21 protein-coding genes are annotated in these 24,255 nt (G+C 62.5%); 9 read left to right on the top strand and 12 right to left on the bottom strand.

Annotated elements, in window-relative coordinates:
* Positions 1–12 precede the first annotated feature (12 nt).
* The gene (locus RAH42_RS00445; RefSeq protein WP_317539732.1) at positions 13–1,941 is read right to left on the bottom strand and encodes an ankyrin repeat domain-containing protein; all 1,929 of its coding nucleotides are present in this window, start codon (positions 1,939–1,941) and stop codon (positions 13–15) included.
* 200 nt (positions 1,942–2,141) lie between these two features.
* On the opposite strand from RAH42_RS00445, the gene RAH42_RS00440 reads away from it, so the two are divergent.
* Positions 2,142–3,347, top strand: a complete 1,206-nt coding sequence (locus tag RAH42_RS00440; RefSeq protein ID WP_078016857.1) for a glycerate kinase — start codon at positions 2,142–2,144, stop codon at positions 3,345–3,347.
* Between the two features lie 101 nt (positions 3,348–3,448).
* A complete protein-coding gene (locus RAH42_RS00435; RefSeq protein WP_078016856.1) occupies positions 3,449–4,642 on the top strand; it encodes a pyridoxal phosphate-dependent aminotransferase in 1,194 nt (397 codons plus the stop codon).
* Positions 4,643–4,873: 231 nt separating this feature from the next.
* Here RAH42_RS00435 and RAH42_RS00430 read toward each other — a convergent pair whose 3' ends face one another.
* From RAH42_RS00430 to RAH42_RS00420, 3 genes are all read right to left on the bottom strand, one after another.
* Positions 4,874–6,043, bottom strand: a complete 1,170-nt coding sequence (locus RAH42_RS00430) for an amidohydrolase (RefSeq protein ID WP_078016855.1) — start codon at positions 6,041–6,043, stop codon at positions 4,874–4,876.
* A gap of 108 nt (positions 6,044–6,151) precedes the next feature.
* Positions 6,152–7,561: a YfcC family protein gene (locus RAH42_RS00425; protein WP_078016854.1), complete on the bottom strand. Its 1,410-nt coding sequence runs from the start codon at positions 7,559–7,561 to the stop codon at positions 6,152–6,154.
* Positions 7,562–7,624: 63 nt separating this feature from the next.
* Positions 7,625–8,815, bottom strand: coding sequence for a M20 family metallopeptidase (locus RAH42_RS00420; RefSeq protein ID WP_317539731.1), 1,191 nt, complete (start codon positions 8,813–8,815; stop codon positions 7,625–7,627).
* A gap of 198 nt (positions 8,816–9,013) precedes the next feature.
* Here RAH42_RS00420 and RAH42_RS00415 point away from each other — a divergent pair, with 198 nt between their 5' ends.
* The gene (locus tag RAH42_RS00415) at positions 9,014–9,832 is read left to right on the top strand and encodes an IclR family transcriptional regulator (RefSeq protein WP_120372587.1); all 819 of its coding nucleotides are present in this window, start codon (positions 9,014–9,016) and stop codon (positions 9,830–9,832) included.
* 318 nt (positions 9,833–10,150) lie between these two features.
* Here RAH42_RS00415 and RAH42_RS00410 read toward each other — a convergent pair whose 3' ends face one another.
* The 6 genes from RAH42_RS00410 to RAH42_RS00385 all read right to left on the bottom strand — a co-directional run bounded on the left by RAH42_RS00410 (position 10,151) and on the right by RAH42_RS00385 (position 16,928).
* Positions 10,151–10,513, bottom strand: coding sequence for a VOC family protein (locus RAH42_RS00410; RefSeq protein ID WP_078016852.1), 363 nt, complete (start codon positions 10,511–10,513; stop codon positions 10,151–10,153).
* A gap of 99 nt (positions 10,514–10,612) precedes the next feature.
* Entirely contained in the window at positions 10,613–12,115 is a 1,503-nt protein-coding gene (locus tag RAH42_RS00405; protein ID WP_317539730.1) for an LTA synthase family protein, read from the bottom strand.
* 175 nt (positions 12,116–12,290) lie between these two features.
* On the bottom strand, positions 12,291–13,676 hold the full coding sequence (locus RAH42_RS00400) for a sodium-dependent transporter (RefSeq protein WP_078016850.1): 1,386 nt from the start codon (positions 13,674–13,676) through the stop codon (positions 12,291–12,293).
* Positions 13,677–13,761: 85 nt separating this feature from the next.
* Positions 13,762–14,118: a GrdX family protein gene (locus RAH42_RS00395; RefSeq protein WP_078016849.1), complete on the bottom strand. Its 357-nt coding sequence runs from the start codon at positions 14,116–14,118 to the stop codon at positions 13,762–13,764.
* A 195-nt stretch (positions 14,119–14,313) separates the two neighbouring features.
* Positions 14,314–15,627, bottom strand: coding sequence for a glycine/betaine/sarcosine/D-proline family reductase selenoprotein B (locus tag RAH42_RS00390; protein WP_078016848.1), 1,314 nt, complete (start codon positions 15,625–15,627; stop codon positions 14,314–14,316).
* Between the two features lie 14 nt (positions 15,628–15,641).
* Positions 15,642–16,928, bottom strand: a complete 1,287-nt coding sequence (locus RAH42_RS00385; protein ID WP_078016847.1) for a glycine/sarcosine/betaine reductase component B subunit — start codon at positions 16,926–16,928, stop codon at positions 15,642–15,644.
* A gap of 184 nt (positions 16,929–17,112) precedes the next feature.
* On the opposite strand from RAH42_RS00385, the gene RAH42_RS00380 reads away from it, so the two are divergent.
* Positions 17,113–18,375, top strand: coding sequence for a sugar diacid recognition domain-containing protein (locus RAH42_RS00380; protein ID WP_317539729.1), 1,263 nt, complete (start codon positions 17,113–17,115; stop codon positions 18,373–18,375).
* A gap of 93 nt (positions 18,376–18,468) precedes the next feature.
* On the opposite strand, the gene RAH42_RS00375 is transcribed toward RAH42_RS00380, so the two are convergent.
* Together RAH42_RS00375 and RAH42_RS00370 are read right to left on the bottom strand one after the other, a co-directional pair.
* A complete protein-coding gene (locus RAH42_RS00375; RefSeq protein ID WP_078016845.1) occupies positions 18,469–18,951 on the bottom strand; it encodes a prolyl-tRNA synthetase associated domain-containing protein in 483 nt (160 codons plus the stop codon).
* Between the two features lie 213 nt (positions 18,952–19,164).
* Positions 19,165–19,785: a response regulator gene (locus RAH42_RS00370; protein WP_078016844.1), complete on the bottom strand. Its 621-nt coding sequence runs from the start codon at positions 19,783–19,785 to the stop codon at positions 19,165–19,167.
* 220 nt (positions 19,786–20,005) lie between these two features.
* On the opposite strand from RAH42_RS00370, the gene RAH42_RS00365 reads away from it, so the two are divergent.
* The 5 genes from RAH42_RS00365 (at position 20,006) to RAH42_RS00345 (ending at position 24,241) form a co-directional block, all read left to right on the top strand.
* Positions 20,006–20,449 (top strand): hypothetical protein, encoded by a 444-nt coding sequence (locus tag RAH42_RS00365; RefSeq protein WP_078016843.1) that lies wholly within the window; start codon positions 20,006–20,008, stop codon positions 20,447–20,449.
* A 294-nt stretch (positions 20,450–20,743) separates the two neighbouring features.
* Positions 20,744–20,992, top strand: a complete 249-nt coding sequence (locus tag RAH42_RS00360) for a hypothetical protein (RefSeq protein ID WP_168170098.1) — start codon at positions 20,744–20,746, stop codon at positions 20,990–20,992.
* Positions 20,993–21,532: 540 nt separating this feature from the next.
* Positions 21,533–22,354: an ABC transporter ATP-binding protein gene (locus tag RAH42_RS00355; RefSeq protein WP_317539728.1), complete on the top strand. Its 822-nt coding sequence runs from the start codon at positions 21,533–21,535 to the stop codon at positions 22,352–22,354.
* Positions 22,355–22,396: 42 nt separating this feature from the next.
* Positions 22,397–23,446, top strand: coding sequence for an ABC transporter substrate-binding protein (locus RAH42_RS00350; protein WP_296426121.1), 1,050 nt, complete (start codon positions 22,397–22,399; stop codon positions 23,444–23,446).
* A 21-nt stretch (positions 23,447–23,467) separates the two neighbouring features.
* Entirely contained in the window at positions 23,468–24,241 is a 774-nt protein-coding gene (locus tag RAH42_RS00345; protein ID WP_078016840.1) for an ABC transporter permease subunit, read from the top strand.
* The last annotated feature ends 14 nt before the right edge of the window (positions 24,242–24,255 follow it).

The following is a 24,255-nucleotide window of genomic DNA, read 5'->3' as shown; positions in this document are numbered from 1 at the left end:
CAGCGCGGAGGGCTATTCCTTCGGCGCGCTTCCTGCGCGCCGAAGCAGGCCAAGGAGGCCGCCCAGAGGTTTTTTCGTTTCTTCGGCGGGGGAAAGCGGGGCATCCTTCGTCGCCTGGCGGCCCGCCTTTTCGGATTCGAGCTGCCGGGTCAGCGCGGCGATTTGGGCTTGGGCGGCGGCAAGCTCTTTGTCGGACTCGGCCGCGGCGGCTTTCGCGGCTTCGTCGGCCTTCGCGGCCGCGGCCTTTTCGGCTTCGATCCGTCCGTTCAGTTCGGCCACGGAGGCTTTTGCCGCTGCGAGCGCCGTAGCGGCTTCGGCCAATTCGGCTTTCGCCGTTTCGTCGGCCTTCGCGGCCGCGTCTTTCGCCGCCTGGTGGGCCGCCTTTTCGGATTCGAGCTGCCGGGTCAGCGCGGCGATTTGGGCTTGGGCGGCGGCAAGCTCTTTGTCGGACTCGGCCGCGGCGGCTTTCGCGGCTTCGTCGGCCGCAGCCTTTTCAGCTTCGATCCGTCCGTTCAGTTCGGCCACGGAGGCTTTTGCCGCTGCGAGCGCCGTAGCGGCTTCGGCCAATTCGGCTTTCGCCGTTTCGGCGGCCTTCGCGGCCGCGTCTTTCGTCGCCTGGTGGGCCGCCTTTTCGGATTCGAGCTGCCGGGTCAGCGCGGCGATTTGGGCTTGGGCCGTCTCAATTTGTTTGGCCAGTTCGGCCTTCTCGGCGGCGGCGTGTTCGGCGGCGGCTTGGGCTTCCTCTTCGGCCTGGCGGGCGGCGTCCTTCGTCACCTGATGGACGGTCCGTTCTTTCTCGAGCTGTCGGGTCAGCTCGGCGATTTTTTTCTCGGATTCGGCCTTCTGGGCGCCGAGTCTGTTTTCGTAGTCCGCCCGGGCGCGGTGGTTCTCGACCGCGGCTTTCAGTCCGCCCAGCTCGTCGATTTTGACGCCGGCTTCCCCGGCGTATTCGAGGGCGCTGCGGCCGTTTTTGTCGAACAAATCGGCACGCGCGCCGGCGTTCATCAGAGTTTGAACGGCGGCGGGATTCTTCACGGCGTACATCAGGGCCGTGCGCCCTTCCGGATCCTGGACGTTGACGTCGGCGCCGGCGTCGATCAGGGTGCTCAGCACGTTTTTATCGCGGTTGTCCCGGGCGCCCCACATCAGCGGCGTCAGGCCGTCGACGGCGGCGTTGGGATCGCTGCCGGCCTTTAACGCGGAGCGCAGGCGTTGGGCGCTGCCGAAGCGGCACAGCTGGACGAGGCGCGCAGGCTCAAGGGGTTTCTGACCGGCGGCGTCCTGAAGGCGGGCGGCGATATCGGCATCGCCCTTGAAGCGGCTCGCTTTGAAATAGTCGTTCAGAGCGCGCCCTGGCAGATCTTTCGCCTTGCGGTCGGCGCCCGAATCGAGCAGCGAGATCACGGCCCCGCGGTTGGCGCCGCCGCGCAGGGCCAGCAGCAGCGGCGTGGCGCCGTCGCGGGCGCGGGCGTCGATATCGGCCCCGGCGTCGACGAGGGCGTTCACCATTTCGACGGAGCTGTTCTTGGCCGCCGCAAAGGCGAGCGGCGTCCAGCCGCGGCGGTCTTGGGCCTCGCGGTTGGCGCCGGCCGAAAGCAGGAAACGGATCGCGTCGGGGCTGTCGCCGAACTGGGCGGCGTACATCAGCGGGGTCATGCCGTTGCCGTCGGCGACGTTGACCTTGGCGCCGGCGTCGATCAGCAGCCGCAGTTTTTCCACCGAGGCGGCCGCGCCGCGGGCGGAAGCCGCTCCCATCAGAGGCGTCACGCCGCTGGCGGCCTTGACGGGCGACAGCTTTTCATCGCGGAGGGCCAGCGTGATCTCGGCCGGGCTGCCGTCGCGGCACAGATCGACGAATTCTCTCTGGGTCATCGCCGCCGCGCCGCCGGCGGACAGGCAGAGGACGGCCAGCGAAGCGACGAACATTTTTGCTTTGTTCATTTTCCACACACCTCGACTTCATCTGAGGATATTTTTCGCTGAAACAGCGAAAGGAAACGGTGTATCACGAAAATTATACTCTGAATGCGAGTTTTTGTCAGACTTCTGTCCGGAAACGTCTGCGCAAACCTCCCTTTTCGCCGGCAGATACGCTAAAATGAGCGCAGGCTGCTTTTTTTCTCGGCCGGGAGGTGAAATCGATGAGAGTTTTGATCGCCATGGATTCGTTCAAGGGGAATATCAGCGGGCTCGAAGCTTCTGAAGCCGTGGCCCGCGGCGTGCGGCGCGGCTGCCCGTGGGCGGATCTGAAGATCCTGCCCATCGCCGACGGCGGCGAAGGCACCGTCGAAGCTTTCGTGCGCTCGATGCGCGGACGGACGGTACGCGGTCCCTTCACGGGGCCGCTGGGGCAGCCTGTTGAAGCGGGCTGGGGGCTTTTGCCGGACCGCGGCGCGGTCGTGGAGATCGCGGCGGCCTCAGGGCTGCCGCTGATCCCTCTCGGTCAGCGCGATCCGCTCCGCACCACTTCGCTGGGAGCGGGCGAACAGATCCGCGCCGCGCTCGACGCGGGCTGCCGTTTCATCGTTCTGGGGCTGGGCGGCAGCGCCACCAACGACGGCGGCATGGGCATCCTCGCCGCGCTGGGAGCCCGTTTTCTCGACGCCGCCGACGGCGAGCTGACGCCCTGCGGCGGATCGCTGGAAAAGGTCGAGCGCATCGACGTGTCGCGCCTCGACCCGCGTCTTGCGGAGACGGAGCTGCTGCTCGCCTGCGACGTGCAGAACCCGCTCTGCGGCCCCAGCGGCGCCGCGGCGGTCTACGGGCCGCAGAAAGGCGCGACGGCGGAGACCGTGCAGCGCCTCGACGCTGGGCTGCGCCGATTTGCGGCCGCGATCGAACGAGCTTCCGGCCGCAGCGTGCTCGACCTGCCCGGCGGCGGCGCGGCTGGCGGCGCGGGCGCGGGATTGACCGGCCTGCTCGGCGCGAAGCTGGTCAGGGGCGTCGACCTGCTGGCCAAAGTCGTCCGCCTCGACAGCGAGATCAGGCGCGCCGACGTGATCTTCACCGGCGAGGGGCGCATCGACCACCAGACGGCGCAGGGCAAGGTGATTTCCGGCCTGGCGACGCGGGCGCGCGCCGCCGGCGTGCCGCTGGTCGCCCTGGTGGGCTGCGTGCGCGGACATATCGGGCCGCTCATGAGCATGGGGCTGACGGCGGTTTTTCCGATCACGGCGGGGCCATGCACCACTTCGCAGTCGTTCCAGCGTTCGCGCGAAGACCTGGAGCGCACGGCCTCGCAGGTGATCCGCATCGTCCGCGGCGTGCTGCGCCGCCAGTCGGGCCGCCGCCGGCCCAACAGGCCCGCGCCGAAAAACGACGGACGCGGCGACGCGGAACAACGATAAGCAGACGTCCCGTTTCGGCTTTTTCCCTTTTGTTCCTTTCGTCCTTTGGCGGCGAAAAGGTTCTTTCCCCCTTCATTTGATTTGGAAAAGAGATGACCGCAATGATTTCAGAGCGAGCGAAAAATATCGTCCCTTCGGCCACGATCGGGCTTTCGGCCCGCGTGGAAGAACTGGCCGCGCAGGGCGTCGACGTGATCAAGCTCAACATCGGCGAGCCTGACTTTCCGCCGCCGGAAAACGTCTGCGCCGCCGCCGTCGCGGCCGTGGAAGCGCGCTTTGCGAAGTACACCGCCGTACCCGGCATCGTCGAGCTGAGACGCGCCATCTGCGCTAAACTGGAACGCGACAACGGCGTGCGATACGCGCCCTCCGGGATCTGCGTCAGCACCGGCGCCAAGCAGGCGCTGCAGAACGCGCTCCTGGCGCTCTGCAATCCCGGCGACGAGGTGATCCTGCCCACGCCCGGCTGGGTCAGCTACAGCGAGATGATCAAGCTGGCCGGCGCGAGGCCGGTCTTTTTGCCCTGCCGTCCCGAAACCGGATTCGCCCTCGAACCCGAAGCCGTGCGCGAGGCGCTGACGCCGCGCACCAAAGCCGTGCTCATCTGCACGCCCCAAAACCCCACCGGCGCCGTTTACGCGGAAGATTCCCTGCGCGATCTGGCGGCGCTGGCGTGCGAGCGAGACTTTTACCTGATCGCCGACGAAATTTATGAAAAGCTGATCTACGACGACGCGCGGCATTTCTCCGTGGCTTCCGTCTCGGAAGAAGTCCGCCGCCGCACCGTCACGGTCAACGGCTTCTCCAAGGCCTTCGCCATGCCCGGCTGGCGCCTCGGCTACTCGGCCGCCGTCGGCGACGTGGCCAAGGCCATCGCCGACATCCAGGGGCACATGACTTCAGCCCCCAACGGCATCGCCCAGAAAGCCGCCCTCGCCGGACTGGCCGGCCCGCAGGACGCGGTCGAAGCGATGCGCGCCGAATACCAGCGCCGCCGCGATTTCGCCTGTGAAGCGCTGCGCGCCATGCCTGGCGTGGAGCTGGTCAAACCGCGCGGCGCCTTCTATCTGTTCCCGAAAGTGACGGCGTTCTACGGCGCGCGCCTCGGGAAATACCGCGTCGATTCTTCGCGGGATCTGGCCGACTACCTGCTCGAAGAAGCGAAAATCGCCGTCGTCTTCGGCGAAGCGTTCTTCGCCCCCGGCTATCTGCGCCTGTCCTACGCCACGTCCATGAGCCAGCTCCAGGAAGCCCTGCGCCGCATGGCCGACGCGCTGGCGCGGCTGCGCCGGTAAAACAAAAGCCGCTGCGGAGGTACGGAGAACTTACCGCCGCTTCGCGGCACAAATCAAAAGCGTTTTCGGCGTTCCCGCATGAAAAATATTTTCTGAAAACTTATTTATATTTCACGGCTGGGACGTTCGAGAGCGTCGCAAAAGAGAGCGGCCGCAGTTTTTTTGACTGCGGCCGCTCTCTTTTGCGACGCGATTTCGTCTTTTTTTGCTTTTCTCCGTGGCGGCCTTTGTTCAAGCCTCGCCCAGGAACTCCTGCGCGAACTGCACCGTCAGCGCGGCGCTGACCGCCAGGCAGTCCTCGTCGGCGTCGAACTGGTCGCTGTGCTGGGGCGCGCCGCAGCCCGTGTCGGGATTGGCGCAGCCCACGAAAGCCAACACTTCGGGACCAATCTCGCGGTAGCGCGCGAACGTTTCGGAAGCCATCCACGACTCGCCGGCGATCACTTCGGCGCCGATTTCTTCCGCCGCCCTGCGGGCGAGCGCCGCCAGCGCCACGTCGTTGACCGAGGGCGGACACCAGTTGCGCCAGTGCACCTCGGCCGTACAACCGTTGGCCGCGGCGGTCCCGGCCGCGGTCTGTTCGAGCAACGCGTGCAGGTCGCGCCCCACCTGTTCGCTGAAAAAGCGCAGGCTGCCTTCCATGCGGCACTCGTCGGGAATGCGGTTCCACGTCGAGCCGCCGTGAAAGTTGCACACCGTCAGCACCGCCGCCTCGCGGGCGTTGACGCGGCGCGAGATGATCGAATTGGCCCCGCAGAGGATCTGCGCGGCGCAGTTGATCGGGTCGAGCCCGAGGTGCGGCGTGGCGCCGTGCGCGCTTTTGCCCCGAACCTTAACGGCGAACGTCTCGCAGCCCGCCGTGCAGGATCCGTCGATCACAACCACGGCGCCGCAGGGGAAAGCGGCCTGCACGTGGACGCCGAAAATCGCGTCCACCGGCTTCAGCTCCGCCAGCAGGGCGCGCGCGTCGTCGCCCAGGCCCATCTCCTCGCCCGACTCGAAGCAGAAAATTACGCGCCCGGCCAGTTGTTCTTTGATTGCCGTCAGCCGCCGCGCCGCCGCCAGCATGCCCGCGGTGTGGAAGTCGTGCCCGCACATGTGCGCCGCGCCGTCGATTTCGGAGACGACCGCTTTTGCCCCTTTCAGGTTGCAGGCGTTCTCCTGCAGCGGCAGCGCGTCCATGTCGGCGCGCAGCGCCAGCGTCTTGCCGGCGCGTCCCGTGTCCAGCACGCCCAGCAGGCTGTTGCCCTTTTCTGGCGCGCGGATCACCGTCAGCCCCAGCCGTTCCAGTTCGGCGGCGACAAGCCCCGCCGTGCGCGTCTCCTGCCCGCTCAGCTCGGGATGACGGTGCAGATCGCGCCGCAGCGCCGCGATCTCGTCTTCTATCGGAATACGGTTCATCGTAAGTCACCTTCCTGTCGATTCCCATTATACTCCGTCGCCTGCCGTCGGCAAATACGTGAAGAGGACGCCCGCACGGCGCGGACGCTCTCTTTTTTTACGCCGGGGTCACGCCAGCTTGATCATGTGAGCGACGGAGACGAGCACGCAGCCCAGCGCCACCCACCAGAGGAAAACGCGCCAGCTGTACTTCATCCAGCGCTCGAAGGGCATGTTGACGATGCCCAGCACCGCCATCAGCGCCGAGCTGGTGGGGATGACCCAATTGCAGAAGCCGTCGCCGAAGTTGAAGGCGAGGATGGCCGTCTGCCGGGTCATGCCGATGATGTCGGCCAGCGGCAGCATGATCGGCATCACGGCCGCCGCTTGGCCGGAGCCGGAGGGGATCACCGTATTGATCAGCAGGTTGGCGATGAACATGGCCGGGGCCTGAAGCCACGCGGGAACAAGCTTGAGCGCTTCGCCGAGGGCGTAGACGATCGTGTCGAGCACTTTGCCGTCGGCGAGGATCGAAGAGATGGCTCGCGCCGCCGCGACGAGGAAGAAGACCATGACCATGGTCTTGGCGCCGTCCACGAAGGTTTTGGCGATCGCCGACGGCGACATGCGCGCGCACAGACCGGCGACGATGGCCAGGCCGATGAACGTGGCGGAAAGCTCCTGATATTTCCACTTCCACCGGATGCTGCCGTAGACCATCAGCGCCATTGCCGCCACGGTCGCCAGCGTCACCAGCCACTTGCTCGCGTCCATGGGGCCGTAGGCCTCGATCGCGTCGGAATCGCCGAGGTTCTCAGCCTTGTCCAGGTCGTACATGGGCGAAGCCGTAGGATCGTTGGAGATCTTCACCGTGTAGCGCCAGATCAAAAAGCCCGTGAGAACCATATACAGGCCGAAGCAGATGGCGCGGTACCACAGCCCCGAGAAGGGAGCCAGCCCCGCCAGCTCCTGGGCGATCAGCGTCGTGCTGGGCTGGAGCATGCCGGTGGCGAAGCCGACGGCCGTGCCGCCGGTCATGATGGCGACGGCGGTGACCGAATCGAGCCCCAGCGCCAGGCAGATCATCACCAGCACCGGCGCGAAGGCCACGAATTCGACGAGGCCGCGCGTGAGCATGATGAAGCAGAACAGCACGAACATCGAGAGCACGAACATCGATTTGCGCTCGCGATATTTCAGCGCCAGCGTGCCGATCGACGAGTGCATGGCCCCCGACTTGATGACGACGGCGAAGGCCGCGCCGGAACACAGCAGCATGAACAGCAGATCGACGGCGCTCTTGGCGCCCCTGGCGATGTGCAGTGGGATCAGCAGCGGATTGACGGGACTTTTCTCTACCCAGTGGAACGACGCCGCGTCGACGACGGAGCGCGAACCGACTTTGACGCGGTCGAACTCGCCGGCGGGAATGATCCACGTCGCCAGGCAGGCGGCCACGACGACGGCGAAAATGATCACCAGCGTGTTCATCGCCTTCTTTGGCTTTGCGGGAACAGCCGCCTTCACTTCTTCGGACATAACGAACCCCTCCTCATAAATTCGCTTCCAACGATAAAACCCAAAAGACCGCGACGCTTGTACCTACGCGCGCGACTCAGCCTCGAGCTGCGCCTTGCGCGTTGCGAACTCTTTTTTGATTTCGTCCAGCAGACCGGGGACGGAGATCATGTCGGCCGCCGTGGCGGCCAGCACCTTGGCGCCGGTGACGATGGCGCTGTGGGCCGTATCCGTCTTGCCGGCGTCGAGGTACGCCTGCGAGTGCGAGGGCGAACCCTCGGGCACGAAGGCCACGCGGATGCACGAACCCGGCATGAGCTGCATGACGTTGCCGAGATCGGTCGAGCCGGTCTTCTGGCGCGGCGGGCGGATCGCCGGCGCGTTCACGGCGCGCGCGTTTTCCATGATCACGTCGTTCAGCTTCAACGCCGGGATTTTGTTGTCCACGTCCTTGCGGCGCTCGATCTCCACTTCCGTTTCCGTCATCATGGCCGCGCCGCGCAGCACCTTGAGGAAGCGCGCGATCACGCTCTCCAGATAGGCGCGGTTGTAGGACCTCACGTAGAACTGCGCTTTGGTGAAAGACGGCACCGTGTTCGCGCCCGTGCCGCCGCCGTCCGTGATGTTGTAGTGGATGCGCGTGTCCTCCTTGACGTGCTCGCGCAGGCACTCCACGCCGTGGAACGCCAGCGACATCGCGTCCAGCGAGCTGCGCCCCAGTTCGGGCTTGATCGCCGCGTGCGCCGCCGTGCCGCGATAGGCGACGAAGAAGTTCGTCAGCGCCATCGATTTGATGTCGGTCGTCGTCTCGCCGCTGCCGTGCATCATCAGGGCCACGTCGATGTCGTGGAAGCAGTCGCCGTTTTTGATCATGAGGATCTTGCCGCCCTCCGTCTCCTCGGCGGGCGTGCCGTAGACGACCACCGAGAACGGGCCGGGCAGGTCGGAATCCTTCAGCGCCGCGGCGGCCGCGAGGATGCACGGCCCTTGCATCTGGTGGCCGCAGGCGTGCCCCAGCGCGGGCAGCGCGTCGTACTCGCAGAGCAGGCCGATGCGCGGGCCGCCTTCGCCGCGGCGGTACACGGCGCGGAAGGCCGTGGGCAGGCCGCCGACGCCGCGCTCCACCGCGAAGCCGCGCTTCTCCAGCCATCCCGTCAGCAGCGACGAGGCGTGGACCTCCGTCAGGCCGACCTCGGGATGATCGTAAATGTCGTCGGACATCGCCGACAGCTCCGGCTTCAACGCGTCGATCAGCGCAAACATTTTTTCCTTCATCGAGAATCCTCCGTTTCATGCGATTCACTTAAAATGACGCCCGCAAAAAATTCTATTTTTACGACACTTGATTCTATTTTTAAAAATTGCTATTATTTTAGCAAGCCAGCGAAGGTTGTCAAGCCTCCCGCCGAAATTCAACGCGCCGGCGGCGCGCCCGCTTTTGCGGCGAACGCCGTCCCGCAAGGAGGACTCCGCATGGAGCTGAAAAACCGCGTCAAAGAATCCGAACGGCTGAACGCCTCGGTCGTGTTCAGTCTCGAAGCGCTCGATTTTCTCGAAACGGAGGGCTCGGCTTCGCTGACGGAGCTGAGCGGCGCTCTGGGCATCCACAAATCCCGCGTCATGCGTCTGTGCGGCACGATGGAGCAGATGGGCTACGTGATCCGCCGCGGCGAAGACGCCCGCTACGTGCTCGGCCCCCGCGTGCTGTCGCTGGGCAAGGCGTTCGAGCGGCACAATCCGCTGCTCCACGTACTGCGCCCGCAGCTGGAACAACTGGCCCGCGAACTGGACGAGAACGTCTCGTTTCAGATCATCCGCAACGATCGGCGCCTCTGCATCTGTTCCGTCTGCCGCGCGCAGCTGATGCGCTACGTCACGCCCGAGGGCAGCGAGGCGAAGTTCCCCTACGGCGCCGCCTCCAAAGTGATGCTTGCCTGGGGGCCGGCGGAACTGCGCGCCAAAATCCTCGCCGCCGCGCCCTATCCCCGCTATACCGAACACACGCCGACGACCGCCGACGAAGTGCTGCGCGCCATTGAAAAGACGCTGGAACGCGGCTACGCCGTCTCGCGCGAAGAGCGCACCTACGGCACTGCGGCGCTGGACGTGCCAGTTTTCGGCGCCGGCTGCGAGCTGCTCGGCGCGCTCGGCCTCGCCAGCACCACGGAACGCCTCACGCCGGAACTGATCGAAAAAGCCGTGCCCGCGCTGCGGAAGGCGGCCGCCTACATCCAGTCGATGACCGCCGGCGCGGAAAAGTTCGTGCCCAAGATGCCGCGGCGGGACGAATGAACCGCCGCCAGTCGCAGCTTGCCTGCTCTCGACCGGCGGGCAGAAATGTTCCACGTGGAACATTAAAAGCGTCCGGAAGCCGATGGACCAGATGCCATCGACTTCCGGACGCTTTTTGCCTTTTACGGCGTTTCGCGCTTTTTATACTATTTCTCAATCAAAATGCCGAATACAGAGGCGCTGCGGGGGAGATTCACAAAGCGAGCTGCGCAGACCGCGCCGCGGTCGAGGGAGTCCCGAGCGACTGAACTCCTCCGCAGCGCCCGGGAAACTATGTTAATACTTTCTATCAAGAATTAGTATTAACGAAAACCGGCATTACTTCCGGCACAGGCAGAACGGGTGCCCGGCCGGATCGACCATGGTCACGAACTGCGCGCCGCCGAACTGCGCCGTGGCTTTGACCGCGCCCAACGCCTCGGCCCTTTTCACCGCCTCCGGCAGATCCTCCACCTGAAAGTCGAAGTGCATCTGCTTCTGCTGTTTCCCCTTTTCCTCCGGCCACACGGGCGGCACGTAATCTTCCTCCTGAATGAACAAGAAGACGATGCCGCCTGAACTCCTGATCGCCGGCCGCTCGAACAGCACGCACTTTTCCCAGCCCAGCAGTTCGGCGTAAAAATTTTGCAGTCCCGTTTCGTCGTTGCAGTCGACCATCACGTTGCCGAGAATCGCTTCCATGATATCTTGCTCCTTCCGTTATCCTCCGTCATCGTGCTTTCAACGGATCACGAATCATGTTGTTGAAATAACACCGATTTCTCGCTTTCGCGGCGTCTTTCATTCCGCCTCTGACGCCGCCTCATCCCGGCCGGTCAGGCGCAGGTTGAGGGCGGTCAGTTCGGCGCTGTGCGTTTCGATCGCGCGCGGCGAAAGGTTGGGCGCGAGATCGTCGAGGAACGGCGCGTTATGCTTGATTTCGGCCAGATCGAGAATCAGTCCGGGAATGTTGTAAAAGCCGATCTCGCCGTGCGGGTCTCTGCCCGCGGGGCGGCGGTTCGTCAACAGCGCCACCGTGCGCGCGCGTTTTTTCAGGCGTGTGAGGATCGGCGTGTTGTTCTCGCTGCCCATCATCAGGTGGTCGCCGAGGATGACCACCGCCGTTTCGCGTCCGCCCGGCTGTTTCCCGACGAAGTCGACGAAATCGCCGAGCAGATAATCCAGGCAGGCTACGCAGTACTCGTGGCTCATGGGCGGCACGGCGGGCGACACCTTGTCCTTCAGGCGGGCGTCGGGAAGCCCTTTCGTAAAGTGCGTGTCGACCGTCAGCAGCGTCAGGTTGAACGGCCGTCCGGCGGCGGCCAGACGCGCGTATTCGATCTTCGCCTGCTCGAACAGGTCGGCGTCGTGCGCGCCCCAGACCGTTTTTTCGCAGCCTTTTTCGAAGTCCTGGAACCCCTTGACGCGGTAGCCCAGCATTTTCATCAGGCCGCCCGTGCCGCCGAAGCCGAGCTCGCATCCCGCCAGAAACAGGCAGTCGTAGCCCGCCCGCCGCATCACCTTCGTACAGGACGGCAGGCGGCTGCTTTTCAGCCGGTCGAAAATATCGTCGCCGGCGCCGCCGAAAAAGGCGGGGAACGAAGTCTGCGTCGCGTACAGCGCGCCGATGGTCCAGGTCGCGCCGCTGACGCATTTGTAATCGTCCCAGAGCGTCCAGCCGGAATCGGCGAGGCGGTGCAGGCAGGGCAGCGAAGCGGGAAAGTCTTCCCGGTTCAAAAAATTGGTCTCCAGCGATTCGCAGTAGATGACGACGACGTTTCTTCCCGCTTCGGCCTCGAGGTCGGCTTCTTCGAGAGGTGGCCGCCGCGCTCCCAGCGCCGCGAAAAGTTCCGCCTCGGAACAGGCCGAGGCCCGCGCGAACTGCCGCCGGACGTTCAGCATCTCCCGATAGACCGAGGTCACGGGCGAAAAGGCGATCGCCAGCGCGCAAAGCGCCAGCAGGCAGCGGCGCGGCCAACGACGGTTCTCGAGCGAAGTGCGCCGCAGCCGCCCCGTCCAGTTCAGCCAGACGGCGGTCAGGACCAGCGCCGTGATCGCGATAAAGACGGCGCTCGTCGCCGCCATGACGACCGGCGCCATGCGCAGCATGTCCCAGTCGAGCCGCATGAAAATGAAGTAGTCGAGATTGCGGTTCAGCACCTTGCAGCAAACCGCCTGCGCCGCCGCCAGGACGTAGCCGAGCAGTACCGCCAGCGAGCCGAGCTTCCGGTTTTTTATGAGAAAAAAACCGGCGGCGGCGAAGGGCAGAAAAAACAACAACGCGTCTTGAACGCACTTTTCCATGCCGAAAGACCTTTCTTTCTCAGCTTCAAAATTGAAGAGAGAAGCGATATCCGCCACTTTATGCGATATTGTAGCACGTCTGCGGCGTAAAATAATCCGCCGCGCGGGTCGCGAAAGATCCGCGCGGCGGAAACGAAGGCATGGAAACGCGCGTGCGCGCCGCCGTTTTTTGTTTCTAGAACACGTTGCGGTACATGATCACGATCAGGACGACGGGCAGGCCGTAAGTGACCCAGGGCATCCACCAGTCCTTGACTCTCCAGGTGTGGCTTTCGCTCAGGCCCTTGTTCGCTTCTTCCATGTAGCCCTTGAACTTCAGCACGAAGGAGACGTAGAGCGAAACGAGCAGCGCGTCGACGGGCATCATCACGTTGCCCGACAGGTAATCGGCGAAGTCGAAGATGCTCTTGCCGAGGACCCGGTACGTGGACATCCAGCCGTGCCCTTCGCTCAGTGAATAGGCGCAGGGCAGGCTGAGCACGAACATGATGAAGACGACGATCCAGGTCATCTTGCTGCGCTTCACCTTGAAGAAATCGGCGAAGCAGGCCACGGGAGCTTCGAGGTATCCAAGGCCGGAGGTGTAGCCGGCGACGGCGACGAGGATGAAGAACAGCGAAGCCCAGAACGACCCCATGGGCATCTTGCCGAAGACGACGGGCATGACTTCCATGACCAGGCCGACGCCGCTGGAGTTGGGATCGGCGCCGTAGACGAGCAGCGCCGGGAAGATGACCACGCCGGCGATCAGCGCGAAAGAGGTATCCATGGTCACGACCATGGCGGCGTCCTTGGGCATGTTGTCGGTGTCGCTGCGGTAGGAACCGTACACGACGGCGGTGGCGATGCCGACGCCGATGGAGAAGAAGCTCTGCCCGAGGGCATACAGCCACACTTCGGGATTGCCCAGCTGGCTGAAATCGGGGCTGAGATACCATCTCAGGCCGTCCATGGCGGTCTTGCCGACGCCCTCGACGGGGCTCAGCGTCAGCGAACGGACGGCCAGCGTCACGATCATGACGCCGAGGATGGGCAGCAGCCACTTGCAGAGCTTTTCGACGCCTTCCTTGACGCCGCGCGAGATCGCCATGCCGAGCGCGGCGAAGACGACGACGGTGTAGGCGATCAGCTCGAAGGGGTTTTTCATGAAATCGTTGAACATCACTTTGGTCTGCTCAAAGGTTGAACCGGCGAAAACTCCGCTCAGGGCTTTGACGGCGTAGCGGACCATCCAGCCGATGATAACCGTGTAGTAAGCCATCAGCACGATGCAGGCAATGGCGCCGATCCAGCCGATCAGCGACCAGCCGATCTTCTTCTCGCGGACAAAACCGACGATGGGCGTCGCCTTCATGCGGCGGCCGATGCTCAGCTCGCCCAGGAACAGGGGCAGCCCGATGAAAACGCAGATCAGCACGTAAGCCAGCACGAAAGCGCCGCCGCCGAACTTGCTGGTCAAATAGGGAAAACGCCAGACGTTGCCAAGGCCGATGGAGAATCCGGCGGCCGAGAGAATAAAGCCGATGCGACTGCCAAAACCGTCTCGTTTCTGTTCTTCCATAATGATCCATTCCTTTCTCTTTCGATAATCCATGGCCGCGTTTCACGGCCGGCCGTTTCGCTCCCCGCCCACGGCGGAGGCTCGATCACAGGTGGAACTTCGCCGCTTCGAAAAGAGCCGTCTTCAGATGTTCAAGGTCGATCCAGCGGTAATCGGCGTCGGCGTCCCCGGGATCGTCAAATCCCTGCAGCGACAAATGGCTGATCGCCCGGTCGAGTATGTCCCGTTCGCTGCCCTCCCATGAGTTTTTTTCAGACAGGACGACGGAGCGATAGGGGCTTTTGTTGAGACGGTTGTTCGCCGACAGCGGATGCGTGACGAGATGCCAGCCTTTCTCCATGTAATCGGAAACGGCCTGCAGAACATCCAGCGGCGTCCCCCTCACCAAAAGCGTTTCGCCCAGCTGTGCCGACTGCACGTCGGGATTGTTTGTGATGATCATGAGTCGCTGACCTCCGAAAAATTGTCGCTGCATATCAAGGCATAAACAGCTTTAGCAAACCTCCAACGAATGATCCAAAGAAGCGCAGTTCGTGAAAAAATTCATTATTGCGGCGCGACAAAAAGGCCGGCAGAACCCGACGAGGTTCCGCCGGCCTGTTGTTTTGTACGGGATCGCCAGAGAAAATGCTTTCTCCTAGAACGCCTTGAAGATCGTCTGCGTGTCGATCGGCGTGACCATCGCCTCGAGCGCCTTTTCGAGCAGCTTGCGGCGGGCTTTTTTGTCTTCCGCGTCGCCCAGCTCGGGCTTGCCCACGGGGTGGGGGATGGCGACGCCGGGGACGATCCGGTTGGAGCCGACGGTCATCATGATCGGCACGATCGTGGCGATCTGCACGACGGGGATGCCGGCGGCCTTCTCGATTTCACGCGACATCGATGCACCGCATCGAGTGCAGGAGCCTCAGGTGGAGGTGAGAATGGCGGCGTCGACGCCCGCGGCTTTCAGCTCCGGGCCGATCTCCTGGCCGAACTTCTCGGCCCAGGCCACGGCCGTGCCGGTGCCGGTGGTGCAGTACACGTACTTGTAGATCTTGCCGATCTTGCCCTCTTTCTCCAGCTCGCGCATCTCGTCGAGCGGCAGCACCACATCGGGGTTGGCGTTGGCCCACTGCGTGTCGTAGCCGCCGTGGATGGACTCGTAGTTCTCGGGGGTGAGGTCGTTGAGGCCGGTGATGTCGTAGCGGCCGTAAGACTCCGCGGAAGAGACGCGGATCTTGTCGGGATTGCCCTTGGGAACGATACCGCCGGAGGTGATCAGGGCGATGGTGGCGTGCTTGAGATCCTTGACCGGAGCGCAGGGCTCGATCTTTTTGAAGGTCGGCATCTCGTACTCGGTCTGGAACGGCTCGCCGGCCATCTTCTTGAGCAGCATCTCAAGGCCGCGCTGAGCGCCGTTCTTCTCGTGGAAGAAGACGCGTCGGAAGCCGCGGCTGATGTAGTTCTCGTCGGCGGCGGGGCCGAGAGTTTCCTTCTTGAGCAGCTTGAGCGCCAGCGAGCTCATGGATTTGGCCGCGTCCTTGATGCCGCGGGCGCTGTTGGCGGTCTTGACGATGAAGACTTTCTTGGCGAAGGACTCGGCGCCGGGATTCTCGGGATACATGCCGGTGACGACGGGAATGCCCAGCGTGTCCTGCACGGCGGCGCAGATGTCGCCGCAGGCCATGCCGTAGCGTCCGGCGAAGAACGCCGGGCCGGCGATCAGCAGATCGGGCTTGTAGCTGCCGATCATCTCGAGCAGAATCTTTTTGGCTTCTTCGTTGTGTTCGTTGAAGTAGTTGTCGCCGCAGATCACCGTGCCGACGATCTCGGCTTCTTTGCCCAGCTCTGCCTGAAGGGCGGCGCCGGGGCCGACCTTGCCGTCGCGTTTTTCGGGCGGCACGTGGGCCATTTCTTCTCCGCCGATGCCGGCGTAGAACTGGTTGATGTAATGAACGATGCGGAACGTCATGACCGATCCCCTCCTTACACCCAGAGCGAGCCGGACTTGTTGAAGCCGGTCTCGCAGGTCGAGCCGATGATCGACTGCAGTTCGACGTACATGGAACCGTCGGGACGAAGGCTCTCGGCCGCGCCGCCGGAAACGTGGGCGATGGACTCGATGAAGCCGATCACTTTCTTCATGGCCGGCACTTCGAGCATCTCGTTGACGTTGCCGCAGGAGACGAAGGCCGTCATCTGCGGTGTGGCGTCGGCCAGCCCCTGCGAGGCGCCGTCGGTGCCGGAGGCTTCGTCGGCGATGACCACGGTGCTCATGCCCAGCGCTTCGCACTTGTTGACGTTCAGGCAGAGGTCGCTGTCGGGATTGCCGTAGCCCTCTTCGGTGATGATCACGCCCTTGGCGCCGAGCTCGCGGCAGAGGCGGGCGTTGAAGGACGAGGCGCGCTCCTTGCCGGCGAGGACGACCGACTCCTGCGTGGGGATCATGCCCAAGAAGTTGACGGTCTTGCCGTGCTGGGCGTACAGCTCGGAAACCACCGGGTCGTGCAGGTGGTGCCAGGTCGTGGTCTTGTCGCAGGCGGACACGCAGTTGCCGGAGACCATGGCGCCGTCGAGCACTTCGTTGGGGTGCAGCAGCGTGGGCAGGCAGGTCTTGACGTCGGCGCCGTACACGTACGTGTCGTGCAGCAGTCCCTGCGTGATGCACATGCAGAGGTGGACAACGGGCGGCAGGTCGGGATACTTTTTCAGCTCTTCGGCCACCGTGCCTTTTTCGAAAACTTCCGTGGCGTCGATCTTCGCATCCTTGCAGCAGTCGGCCAGCCAGACGGCGGCTTTCAGGCCGCCGATGCGGATCGCTTCCTCGTATTGATGCTTTTCCAGGTCCTTGACGGGCTGGGCGATCAGCACCACGTTGAACAGCCCCGCGAACGGGCTGAACTTGGCGGCGGGCCCGCTCATGTCGATAAAGCCTTCCTGGAATCCCATGATCGGGCCGACGGTGACCACGCCGGCGCCGTCGAGCACGAACGTCGCGCCTTCACCCGCCGTGTCGTTGGGGCCGATCACGGAAGCGAAATAGCTTTCGCCGCCTTCGAGCTTGACGCGCGGCTCGATCACGTCCTTGACGGGGATGATGCGCACCGATTCGCCGGGACGGGCCAGATCGACGTCCCATTTTTCGATACGGTCGTCGTCAGACAGCGCCGCGATCAAGCCCGCTTTGTCGACGTAGAGCACGCCGTTTTCCATGCGGGTTGGACTGCCCCACTCAAGCCCGGTCACGTGAGCTTTGCGAAGTTCCAGTCTCATAGAAGCATTCCTCCTCAGCTTGTTGAATATTATTTATGGTTCTTCGCCTTATTTGAAATGATAAAGAATGCTCTCACAAAAAAAACCGTTGCAAATTACCAGATTTCATGAGTTAATACGCCCGGAGATTCGTATTAATCATACAGGGTGAGGTGAAATGATGAAAAATAGCAAAATAGATGAGATGACATTAATACAAAAATGCGCTCAGGAGATCGCTTCTTCCACAGCGGCGATCATCGGCCATAACCTCATCATCACCGACGTGGACGGCAAGATTATCGGCGCCAGCCAGAGTGAGCGCATCGGCCAGCTGCACGAGGCTTCGCTCGAAGTGGTGCGCACCGGCACGGCCTCCGAGACGACGCGGGAGCAGGCGCGCCAATTCAGGGGCACGCTCCCCGGCGTCACGTTCCCGATCCAGAACCTGAACGGACGCACCGTCGGCACCATGGCGCTGACGGGCGTGCCGGACGAAGTGCGCCCGTTCGGGCTGATCGTCAAAAAGCAGATCGAGATCCTGCTGCGCGAGCGCGAGCTTTACGTTTACTCCAGCAGCCGCGAGAGCATTTTGCAGGACCTCATCCACGATCTGGAGACTTTCGTCCCCGGCGTCGGCAACGAGACCATGCTTCAGTCGCGGGCCATCGAGCTCGGGTACGATCCGAGCCTGTTCTACATCCCCATCGTCGTCGACCTCTATCAGTTCGGCCGCTACGCGCTGGAGGTCCGGCGCGAATGTCGGGACGGGGAGGTGGAGATGCGCATCCTCAACATCAAGAAGGCCGTCCTCGCGGAAATGCGCGGCATCTTCTCCCATCCTCGCACTGTCTCCAGCATCAGCGGCAACAACCGCTTCGTCACGCTCCATGCCGTCAAGGACGCCGACCACGCCGACCCGCAGCACGAAAAGGCGGCGCTTGCCCAAGTCGTCGGACTCTCGCAGAGTCTGTTGGACCGGCTCGAGGACTACGGGCTGAAAGCCGCCATCGGCATCGGCTCGCCGGCGCACAGCGTTGCGGCGCTGTCGTTCAGCTGTCAGGAGGCCCGCAAGGCGCTGATGCTGGGCAAAAAGTTCAAACAGCGTCCCGGCGTGTACTGCATCGCCGATTTCCGCATGGAAGACGTGATCTCCACCATCGACGCGCCCGTGCGCATCCGTTTCATCAAGGCCTTGACGGGCAATCTGCGCGGCAAATCCGACTGGCCGGAGCTGGAAAAGACGATCCGAGCCTGGTGCGAAAGCGGCTTCTCGCTGGTGGAGACGGCGCGGCGGCTCCACATCCACCGCAACACGCTGATCTACCGTCTCGAGAAGATCAAGCGCCTCACCGGCGAGGATATCCACAGCTTCCATGCCTGTTTCAACTTCTATTTCGCCCTGCTGCTCGGCCAGTATTCCGGCCCCGCGGCCAAAGAGAGCGCCGTTCCTCCCGCCGAAGGATGAAAGCGAAACGCCCGCCGAACCGAAAAAAGCGGCCGGAGGCTGATGAGTCGAATGTCATCAGTCTCCGGCCGCTTTCGACATTGAAAATCGGTATCAGAAGCGGGCGAAGTTCAGTTCGTTGCCGTGCGCCGTGATCAGGCGCGCCACGTCTTCGGTCTTCACGTAGACGGTGGCGGTGTTTTCGTTGGGGTGGATGCCCATCTTTCTGCCGCGGAAATCGTCGTCGAAATAAACCGTCACCTGGCGCCCTTCGTCGTTGAGGACGCCGAAGGGCGTGACCGAGCCCCTGGCGAGGCCGAGGATCCGGTTCAGCTCTTCTTCCGAGGCGAAACTGAGGCGGCGCGTGCCGAAGCGCGCCTTGAAGTCTTTCAGGTCGACGCGCTTTTCTTCCTTGACGGTGATCAGATAATAGCGCTGCTTCTTGTCGTCATGGACGAAAAGATTCTTGGCGATCGCCTCGACGTGAGGCAGGCCAAGCGCCAGCATTTCGTCGATGGTATAGACGGGATCGTGTTCCACCTTTTCGTAGGCGATCCCTTCGGCGTCCAACATCGCGATCACTTCTCGCTTGTTCACTGCTGTTCAGCTCCTTTGTCTCAAGATGTTTTGATCTTGCCGCGCCGGCCGTTCCGCTGTCAAAAACGGCGCCGTCCGTGCAGCGAAAGGGCGCGGCGGCGGGCCGGCGAGGTTCGTCGCCGTATGGCCGAGCGCTCCCTCGGGATCTGGACAAAACGGCGGCCCGTCGCTGCTTCTGCCCTCGACGGCGTTGTATGCGAAAACTCCCTGCGCTCACCGCGGCGCGAGGCAGCCGCGGGAGAGCATGTGGGAAAGGAGCTGCGAGATGCTGCCGTAACCGGTCTTGTTCAGGATCGACGACACGCAGCCTTTGATCGAGCTGGGGGAGAGAGCGAGCGCGGCGCCGATCTCTTCGCGGCTTTTGGATTCGCAGAGCATGCAGAGCAGTTTGATCTCGCGGCGCGTAAAGACGCCGGCGAACGGGTCGATCTGACGGAGCATCTCTTCGTTGGGATAGATCTGGTAGCCGCCCGTCGTGCCGCGGGCGCAGGTGACCAGCCCCTCCTGCATGCAGTTGTAGTAGAAGAGGAACGAATCGACGCCCCGCTCGCGCGCGTCGGCGATCAGCGACGAGTCGGACAGCCCCGTGAGGAACATGATCTTGGCGGAGGGCGAGCTCTTTTTTATCGCGGCGGAACTGCTGAGCGCGCCCCGCACGTTGTCGAGGGCGAGGTCGAACAGAAGCAGGTCGGGGCGCAGTTTTTCGCAGACGCCGGGCGCGTCTTCCGTGCGCTCCGGCTCAGCGGCGACCGCGAAATCTTTTTGCGCGGCAAGGCAGTCCGAGAGCAGGCGACGGATCAAGTTATGGCGGCTGATAACGACGATATGAACCATCTGTTCTTTTTTTGACCTTTCTGCGGGTAATTGAAGGTTTTTCAAGATGCTAACGTTTTATCGGGCCTCATGTCAAGGACTTTCGGCTAATTTTCTTGGCGCAATTTTAGCCGAAAGGGCCTTGCGGCGCGCGGCGGCTGTGAAATAAAATAAATAGAAACGCGGGGACATGCCCCGGCGATTGGCGGCACGGACCGCCATTTTTCAAGGAGGAAAAACGATGAAAAAGCTTCTTGCGCTCGTGTTTGTGCTGGCAATGGCCGCCATGGCCTGGGCCGCTCCGCTGGATTGCGGCTACTTTACGGCCGACGTGCCCGAGGGCTGGACGTTCGAGATGGTCCAGCAGGACGACAATTCCGTCACCGGCGTGCTCAAGGCTCCCGACAACACGCTGGCGTTCACCGTGTCGGCGCTCAAGGCTTCCGAACAGCTGACGGTCAAGACGGCTGCCGGGCAGTTCGCTCAGGCTCACGGCGCGACCGATCTCGCCAAAATGGACGGCGAGGGAGAAAGCTACGAATACACCGCGACGGTCAACAACGCGCCCGTGTACGCGCAGATTTTCGCCATCGACGACTCCGCCATCGGCTACATCGCCGTCGCCGGCGACCACGAGAGCGAGCTCGCCACGAACGTCTTCAACTCCATCGAGTTCAAGGAATAGCGCGCCTCTGGCTGAAGGGTCGGAACAAAAGCCGCGGTGGTGGCCTCCATCGAGATAAAGGATCACGACTTCCCTTCGAGATCGTCGGCGATTCCATCTATCTTGAGGAGGACGCCTATCTGTTTGCCAAGACGCAGCGCGGCGACGCGCTGTCTGTCAAAAACTAACCGCTCCATAATTTTAAGGAAGGATCTCTTCAAAGGCAATAGTGACCGCCCCGCCTCTCTCGGCACACGAGAAAGGCGGGGCGGTTTTTTGCGCGGCAGCGACGAAATGTCTTTTGTATGATACGTTGTGAAGGCTGTAACGGAGACCTTTCTCGCGAAAATGCTCCGTGTGGAGCAGAAGCGCGGGGATTTTCGTTTTGCCGCGATTGGAACGCAAATGAGTTTCGATTCAACTCGATTGGAACGAAAAATTATTTTCGTCCCAATAAGCTGGCGTTGCACGGAATATCGTATCGGCGCGACGCAAGACCGTAAAGAAAGCCGCGCGAAAGGCGTCAATATTAAATTAATACTAATTCTTGATAGAAAGTATTAACATAGTTTCCCGGGCGCTGCGGAGGAGTTCAGTCGCTCGGGACTCCCTCGACCGCTGCACGGTCTGCGCAGCTCGCTTTGTGAATCTCCTCCGCAGCGCCTCTGTATTCGGCATTTTAATTGAGAAATAGTATAAGAGGGAATTCTCAACGGCGCGGCTCGTTGGGAATTCCCTTTTATACCAATTCTTGACAGAAGTATTGGCATGGCTTTCGGGGGGCTGCGGGGCGTCTGGCCACGCGGGACCATCCCGATTGCCGCGCAGTCTGCGCAGCTCGCTTTGTGAATTTCCCCCTCAGCTCCTTTGCGTTCGGTCTTTTAATTAAGAAATAGTATTATCTTTCTTCACGGCGCAGCGGCGTCTGCGCGATCGAAAAGCGCGTCTGCCGGCGGTATCGTGGTTATGACGGACAAATACGTAGAAATAGCGTTAAAGTCCATGAAAATAATTAATGCATCGCTTGGGATGTAATGCTATTATTATTATAATTATTAAGAATGGATACGCAAAAACGCCACGTGCAGAGAGGACGCGCCCGCCGTGCAGAATATCGCCGTCAAGGACCTTTCCTTCGCGTATGTGAAGGACAAGCTGATACTGAAAGATATCGAGCTCTCCGTCGCGGCGGGGGAGTTCGTCTGCCTGCTGGGGCAGTCGGGCTGCGGCAAGAGCACGTTTCTGCGCCTGCTGGCGGGGCTGGAGCGTCCTACCTGCGGCGAGATCACGCTCGACGGCCAACCGATCGTGGGCGCGGGACTGGATCGCGGCGTGGTCTTTCAGGATTACGGCCTGTTCCCGTGGATGACGGCGGGCGAAAACATCATGCTGGCGCTGAGACAGCGTTTCCCCGGGCGCGGCGCGGACGAGCTGAAGGCGGTCGCGCTGGAAAAACTGCGCGAGGTCGGTTTCGACGGCGCGGTCTTCCGCAAGCTGCCGCGCGAGCTGTCCGGCGGCATGCAGCAGCGCGTGGCGATCGCGCAGGCGTTCGCCGTCGATCCGCCGGTGCTGCTGATGGACGAACCGTTCGGCGCGCTCGACGCGGTGACGCGCGCCATGCTTCAGGATCTGGTCTCGGAGCTGTGGGCGAAGCATGAGCCGAAAAAAACCGTCTTTTTCGTCACGCACGATGTGGACGAGGCGCTGCTGCTGGGCAGCCACGTCGTCGTGCTGGGGCAGTCGCCCAGCGGCGTAATCTTCGACTGCCGCGTTCCCGCGGCGGAGCGCGCCTCGCGCAGCTCCCGCTTCGAAAACGCGGAGTTCGTTCGCCTGCGCGAGACGCTGATCCGGCACATCAACCGCGACGTGGCGGAGCGCCTGTCGCGCAGCGGCTTGTTTGCGCATGGAAACGGCGTCGTCGATTAGGCTACAAGCACCATAATTTATCTCTATAGAGGAGCGTTCTTTATGTCTGTGAAGAAAAATGCTGTCCGTCTGTTTGCCGCGATGAGCCTGGCGCTTGTCGCCTCGGCCGTCGCTTCCGCCGCCCCCGAGCGAAACGTCGTGCGCTGGAACTACGGCACGAGCGGCAACGTGCTCGTGACGATCGCCGAGAACAAGGGATATTTCAAGGACGAGGGACTGACGATCGAGCCGGTCCTCGCCAACGCCAACGCCGACGCCATGACGCTGCTCGCCACCGGCAAGGTGGACGTGGTTTCCAACTCCGGCACGGCCGCGCCGCTGCAGCAGATCGCCGCCGGCATCGACCTGACCATCTTCGGCGGCCACATGGTGACCGGCTGTATGCCTGTGATCGCCCGTGCCGGCGCGGAATGGAACGGCGTGCAGTCGCTGATCGGCAAAAAGTTCGCCTGCAACCCTTCATACTTCGCCTTCACTGGCGCGGTCATGGATCTGGGCTACAAGGATCCGCTCAAGGCCGTCAACTGGGTGACCTACTCGGGCTACAACGAAGCGCTGGCCGCCGTCGTGCGCGGCGAGGTCGACTACGCGTTGATGGGCACGGGGCAGAACTTCAACGTCAAGAAAATGAACGACGTCAGAATCGTCACCTATCAGAGCGAAGTGATGCCCAACTACTCCTGCTGCCGCATGGAGGCCCAGACGGAGTACGTCAAGAAGAATCCCGAGACGATCAAAGCCGTCCTGCGCGCGCTGTTGCGGGCGCAGAGCTACTATGAGAGCCACCGCGACGAAGCCGTCTCCATGCTGGCCAAGAAGATCGGCGCTTCCGACGAATACGTAGCCGCCTACATGCTCGACGCCGCTCACTACGTCGTCAACGCCGACCCGCTCAGCAAGTCGGTCGTCCGCGCTTGGGGCATCCTCGACAAGACGGGTTTCCTGAGCGAAAACGCCCGCAACATCAAGATCGAAGACCATATCGACACTGAGCTGTATCGGCAGGCGCTTGCGGACGTCAGCGCCGCCCACGGCAGCGAGGATCCCGCTTTCTACGAGCGTCAGCGCGCCTTCTTCGCGGAAAACAACTAAGCGGCGGGAACGGACTTCGCGATGGGCAGGCTGAGATATTTTTTCGGCAAATACTGGCTGACTTTCTGCATCTGCGCCTCGCTCATCGCGCTGTACGTTTACATGACCGAGACGGGGCGCGCCAATCCTTATCTGTTCCCGCGCGTCGACGCCATCCGCAAAGTCTTCGCCGGCGAAGGGCGCACGATGTTCGTGAACCTGCTGGCGTCGATGAAGCTGATGATCCCGTCGATCGCCGTCTCCCTGGGCGTGGCGCTGTTCGTCGGCACGGTCCTGGGCATGAACGAGCGGCTGCGCGACGCGCTGTATCCGGTGATTTACATGTTCAGCGTCGTGCCGTCGATTTTGTTGTCGCCGTTCGCGCTGTTGCTGGCGCCGGATTTCTGGAGCGCCTCGGTGTTCCTGATCGTTTACGGCACGGTCTGGTCGACGCTGTTCGCGGCCATCACGGGCATCATGACTATCGATAAGCGCTATCTCGACAAGGCGGCGACGCTGGAACTGAAAGGTTTCAAGCGTCTCGTCAAGGTCATCCTGCCGGCGGCCAGCCCGTCGATTCTTGCCGGATTCGTCAACTCGCTGCGCAGCACGTTCGTGATGCTGGTCTATTCGGAGATGTACGGCGCGCAGTACGGCATGGGCTTTTTCGTGAAGAAGTACGCGGAGTTCGGTCTCTACGACTACACCTGGGCGGGATTTTTGTTCATGGTGCTGGTGCTGGTCGTGGTGATGCAGTTTTTCGAGCAGATCAAGAAACGTATGCTCCGCTGGACGATGAATGTCCGAGCGCAGTAAGGCTTTGAACAGAA

Source organism: Pyramidobacter sp. YE332 (assembly GCF_033060595.1).
Lineage (GTDB): Bacteria > Synergistota > Synergistia > Synergistales > Dethiosulfovibrionaceae > Pyramidobacter.
Note: the sequence above shows the minus strand (reverse complement) of the source record. Positions and strands in the feature narration are given on the sequence as shown.

Excerpts from the sequence above, each read along its gene's own strand:
- RAH42_RS00445 (WP_317539732.1), bottom strand. The coding sequence starts at position 1,941 with ATGAACAAAGCAAAAATGTTCGTCGCTTCGCTGGCCGTCCTCTGCCTG.
- RAH42_RS00440 (WP_078016857.1), top strand. The coding sequence starts at position 2,142 with ATGAGAGTTTTGATCGCCATGGATTCGTTCAAGGGGAATATCAGCGGG.
- RAH42_RS00435 (WP_078016856.1), top strand. The coding sequence starts at position 3,449 with ATGATTTCAGAGCGAGCGAAAAATATCGTCCCTTCGGCCACGATCGGG.
- RAH42_RS00430 (WP_078016855.1), bottom strand. The coding sequence starts at position 6,043 with ATGAACCGTATTCCGATAGAAGACGAGATCGCGGCGCTGCGGCGCGAT.
- RAH42_RS00425 (WP_078016854.1), bottom strand. The coding sequence starts at position 7,561 with ATGTCCGAAGAAGTGAAGGCGGCTGTTCCCGCAAAGCCAAAGAAGGCG.
- RAH42_RS00420 (WP_317539731.1), bottom strand. The coding sequence starts at position 8,815 with ATGAAGGAAAAAATGTTTGCGCTGATCGACGCGTTGAAGCCGGAGCTG.
- RAH42_RS00415 (WP_120372587.1), top strand. The coding sequence starts at position 9,014 with ATGGAGCTGAAAAACCGCGTCAAAGAATCCGAACGGCTGAACGCCTCG.
- RAH42_RS00410 (WP_078016852.1), bottom strand. The coding sequence starts at position 10,513 with ATGGAAGCGATTCTCGGCAACGTGATGGTCGACTGCAACGACGAAACG.
- RAH42_RS00405 (WP_317539730.1), bottom strand. The coding sequence starts at position 12,115 with ATGGAAAAGTGCGTTCAAGACGCGTTGTTGTTTTTTCTGCCCTTCGCC.
- RAH42_RS00400 (WP_078016850.1), bottom strand. The coding sequence starts at position 13,676 with ATGGAAGAACAGAAACGAGACGGTTTTGGCAGTCGCATCGGCTTTATT.
- RAH42_RS00395 (WP_078016849.1), bottom strand. The coding sequence starts at position 14,118 with ATGATCATCACAAACAATCCCGACGTGCAGTCGGCACAGCTGGGCGAA.
- RAH42_RS00385 (WP_078016847.1), bottom strand. The coding sequence starts at position 16,928 with ATGAGACTGGAACTTCGCAAAGCTCACGTGACCGGGCTTGAGTGGGGC.
- RAH42_RS00380 (WP_317539729.1), top strand. The coding sequence starts at position 17,113 with ATGACATTAATACAAAAATGCGCTCAGGAGATCGCTTCTTCCACAGCG.
- RAH42_RS00370 (WP_078016844.1), bottom strand. The coding sequence starts at position 19,785 with ATGGTTCATATCGTCGTTATCAGCCGCCATAACTTGATCCGTCGCCTG.
- RAH42_RS00365 (WP_078016843.1), top strand. The coding sequence starts at position 20,006 with ATGAAAAAGCTTCTTGCGCTCGTGTTTGTGCTGGCAATGGCCGCCATG.
- RAH42_RS00350 (WP_296426121.1), top strand. The coding sequence starts at position 22,397 with ATGTCTGTGAAGAAAAATGCTGTCCGTCTGTTTGCCGCGATGAGCCTG.
- RAH42_RS00345 (WP_078016840.1), top strand. The coding sequence starts at position 23,468 with ATGGGCAGGCTGAGATATTTTTTCGGCAAATACTGGCTGACTTTCTGC.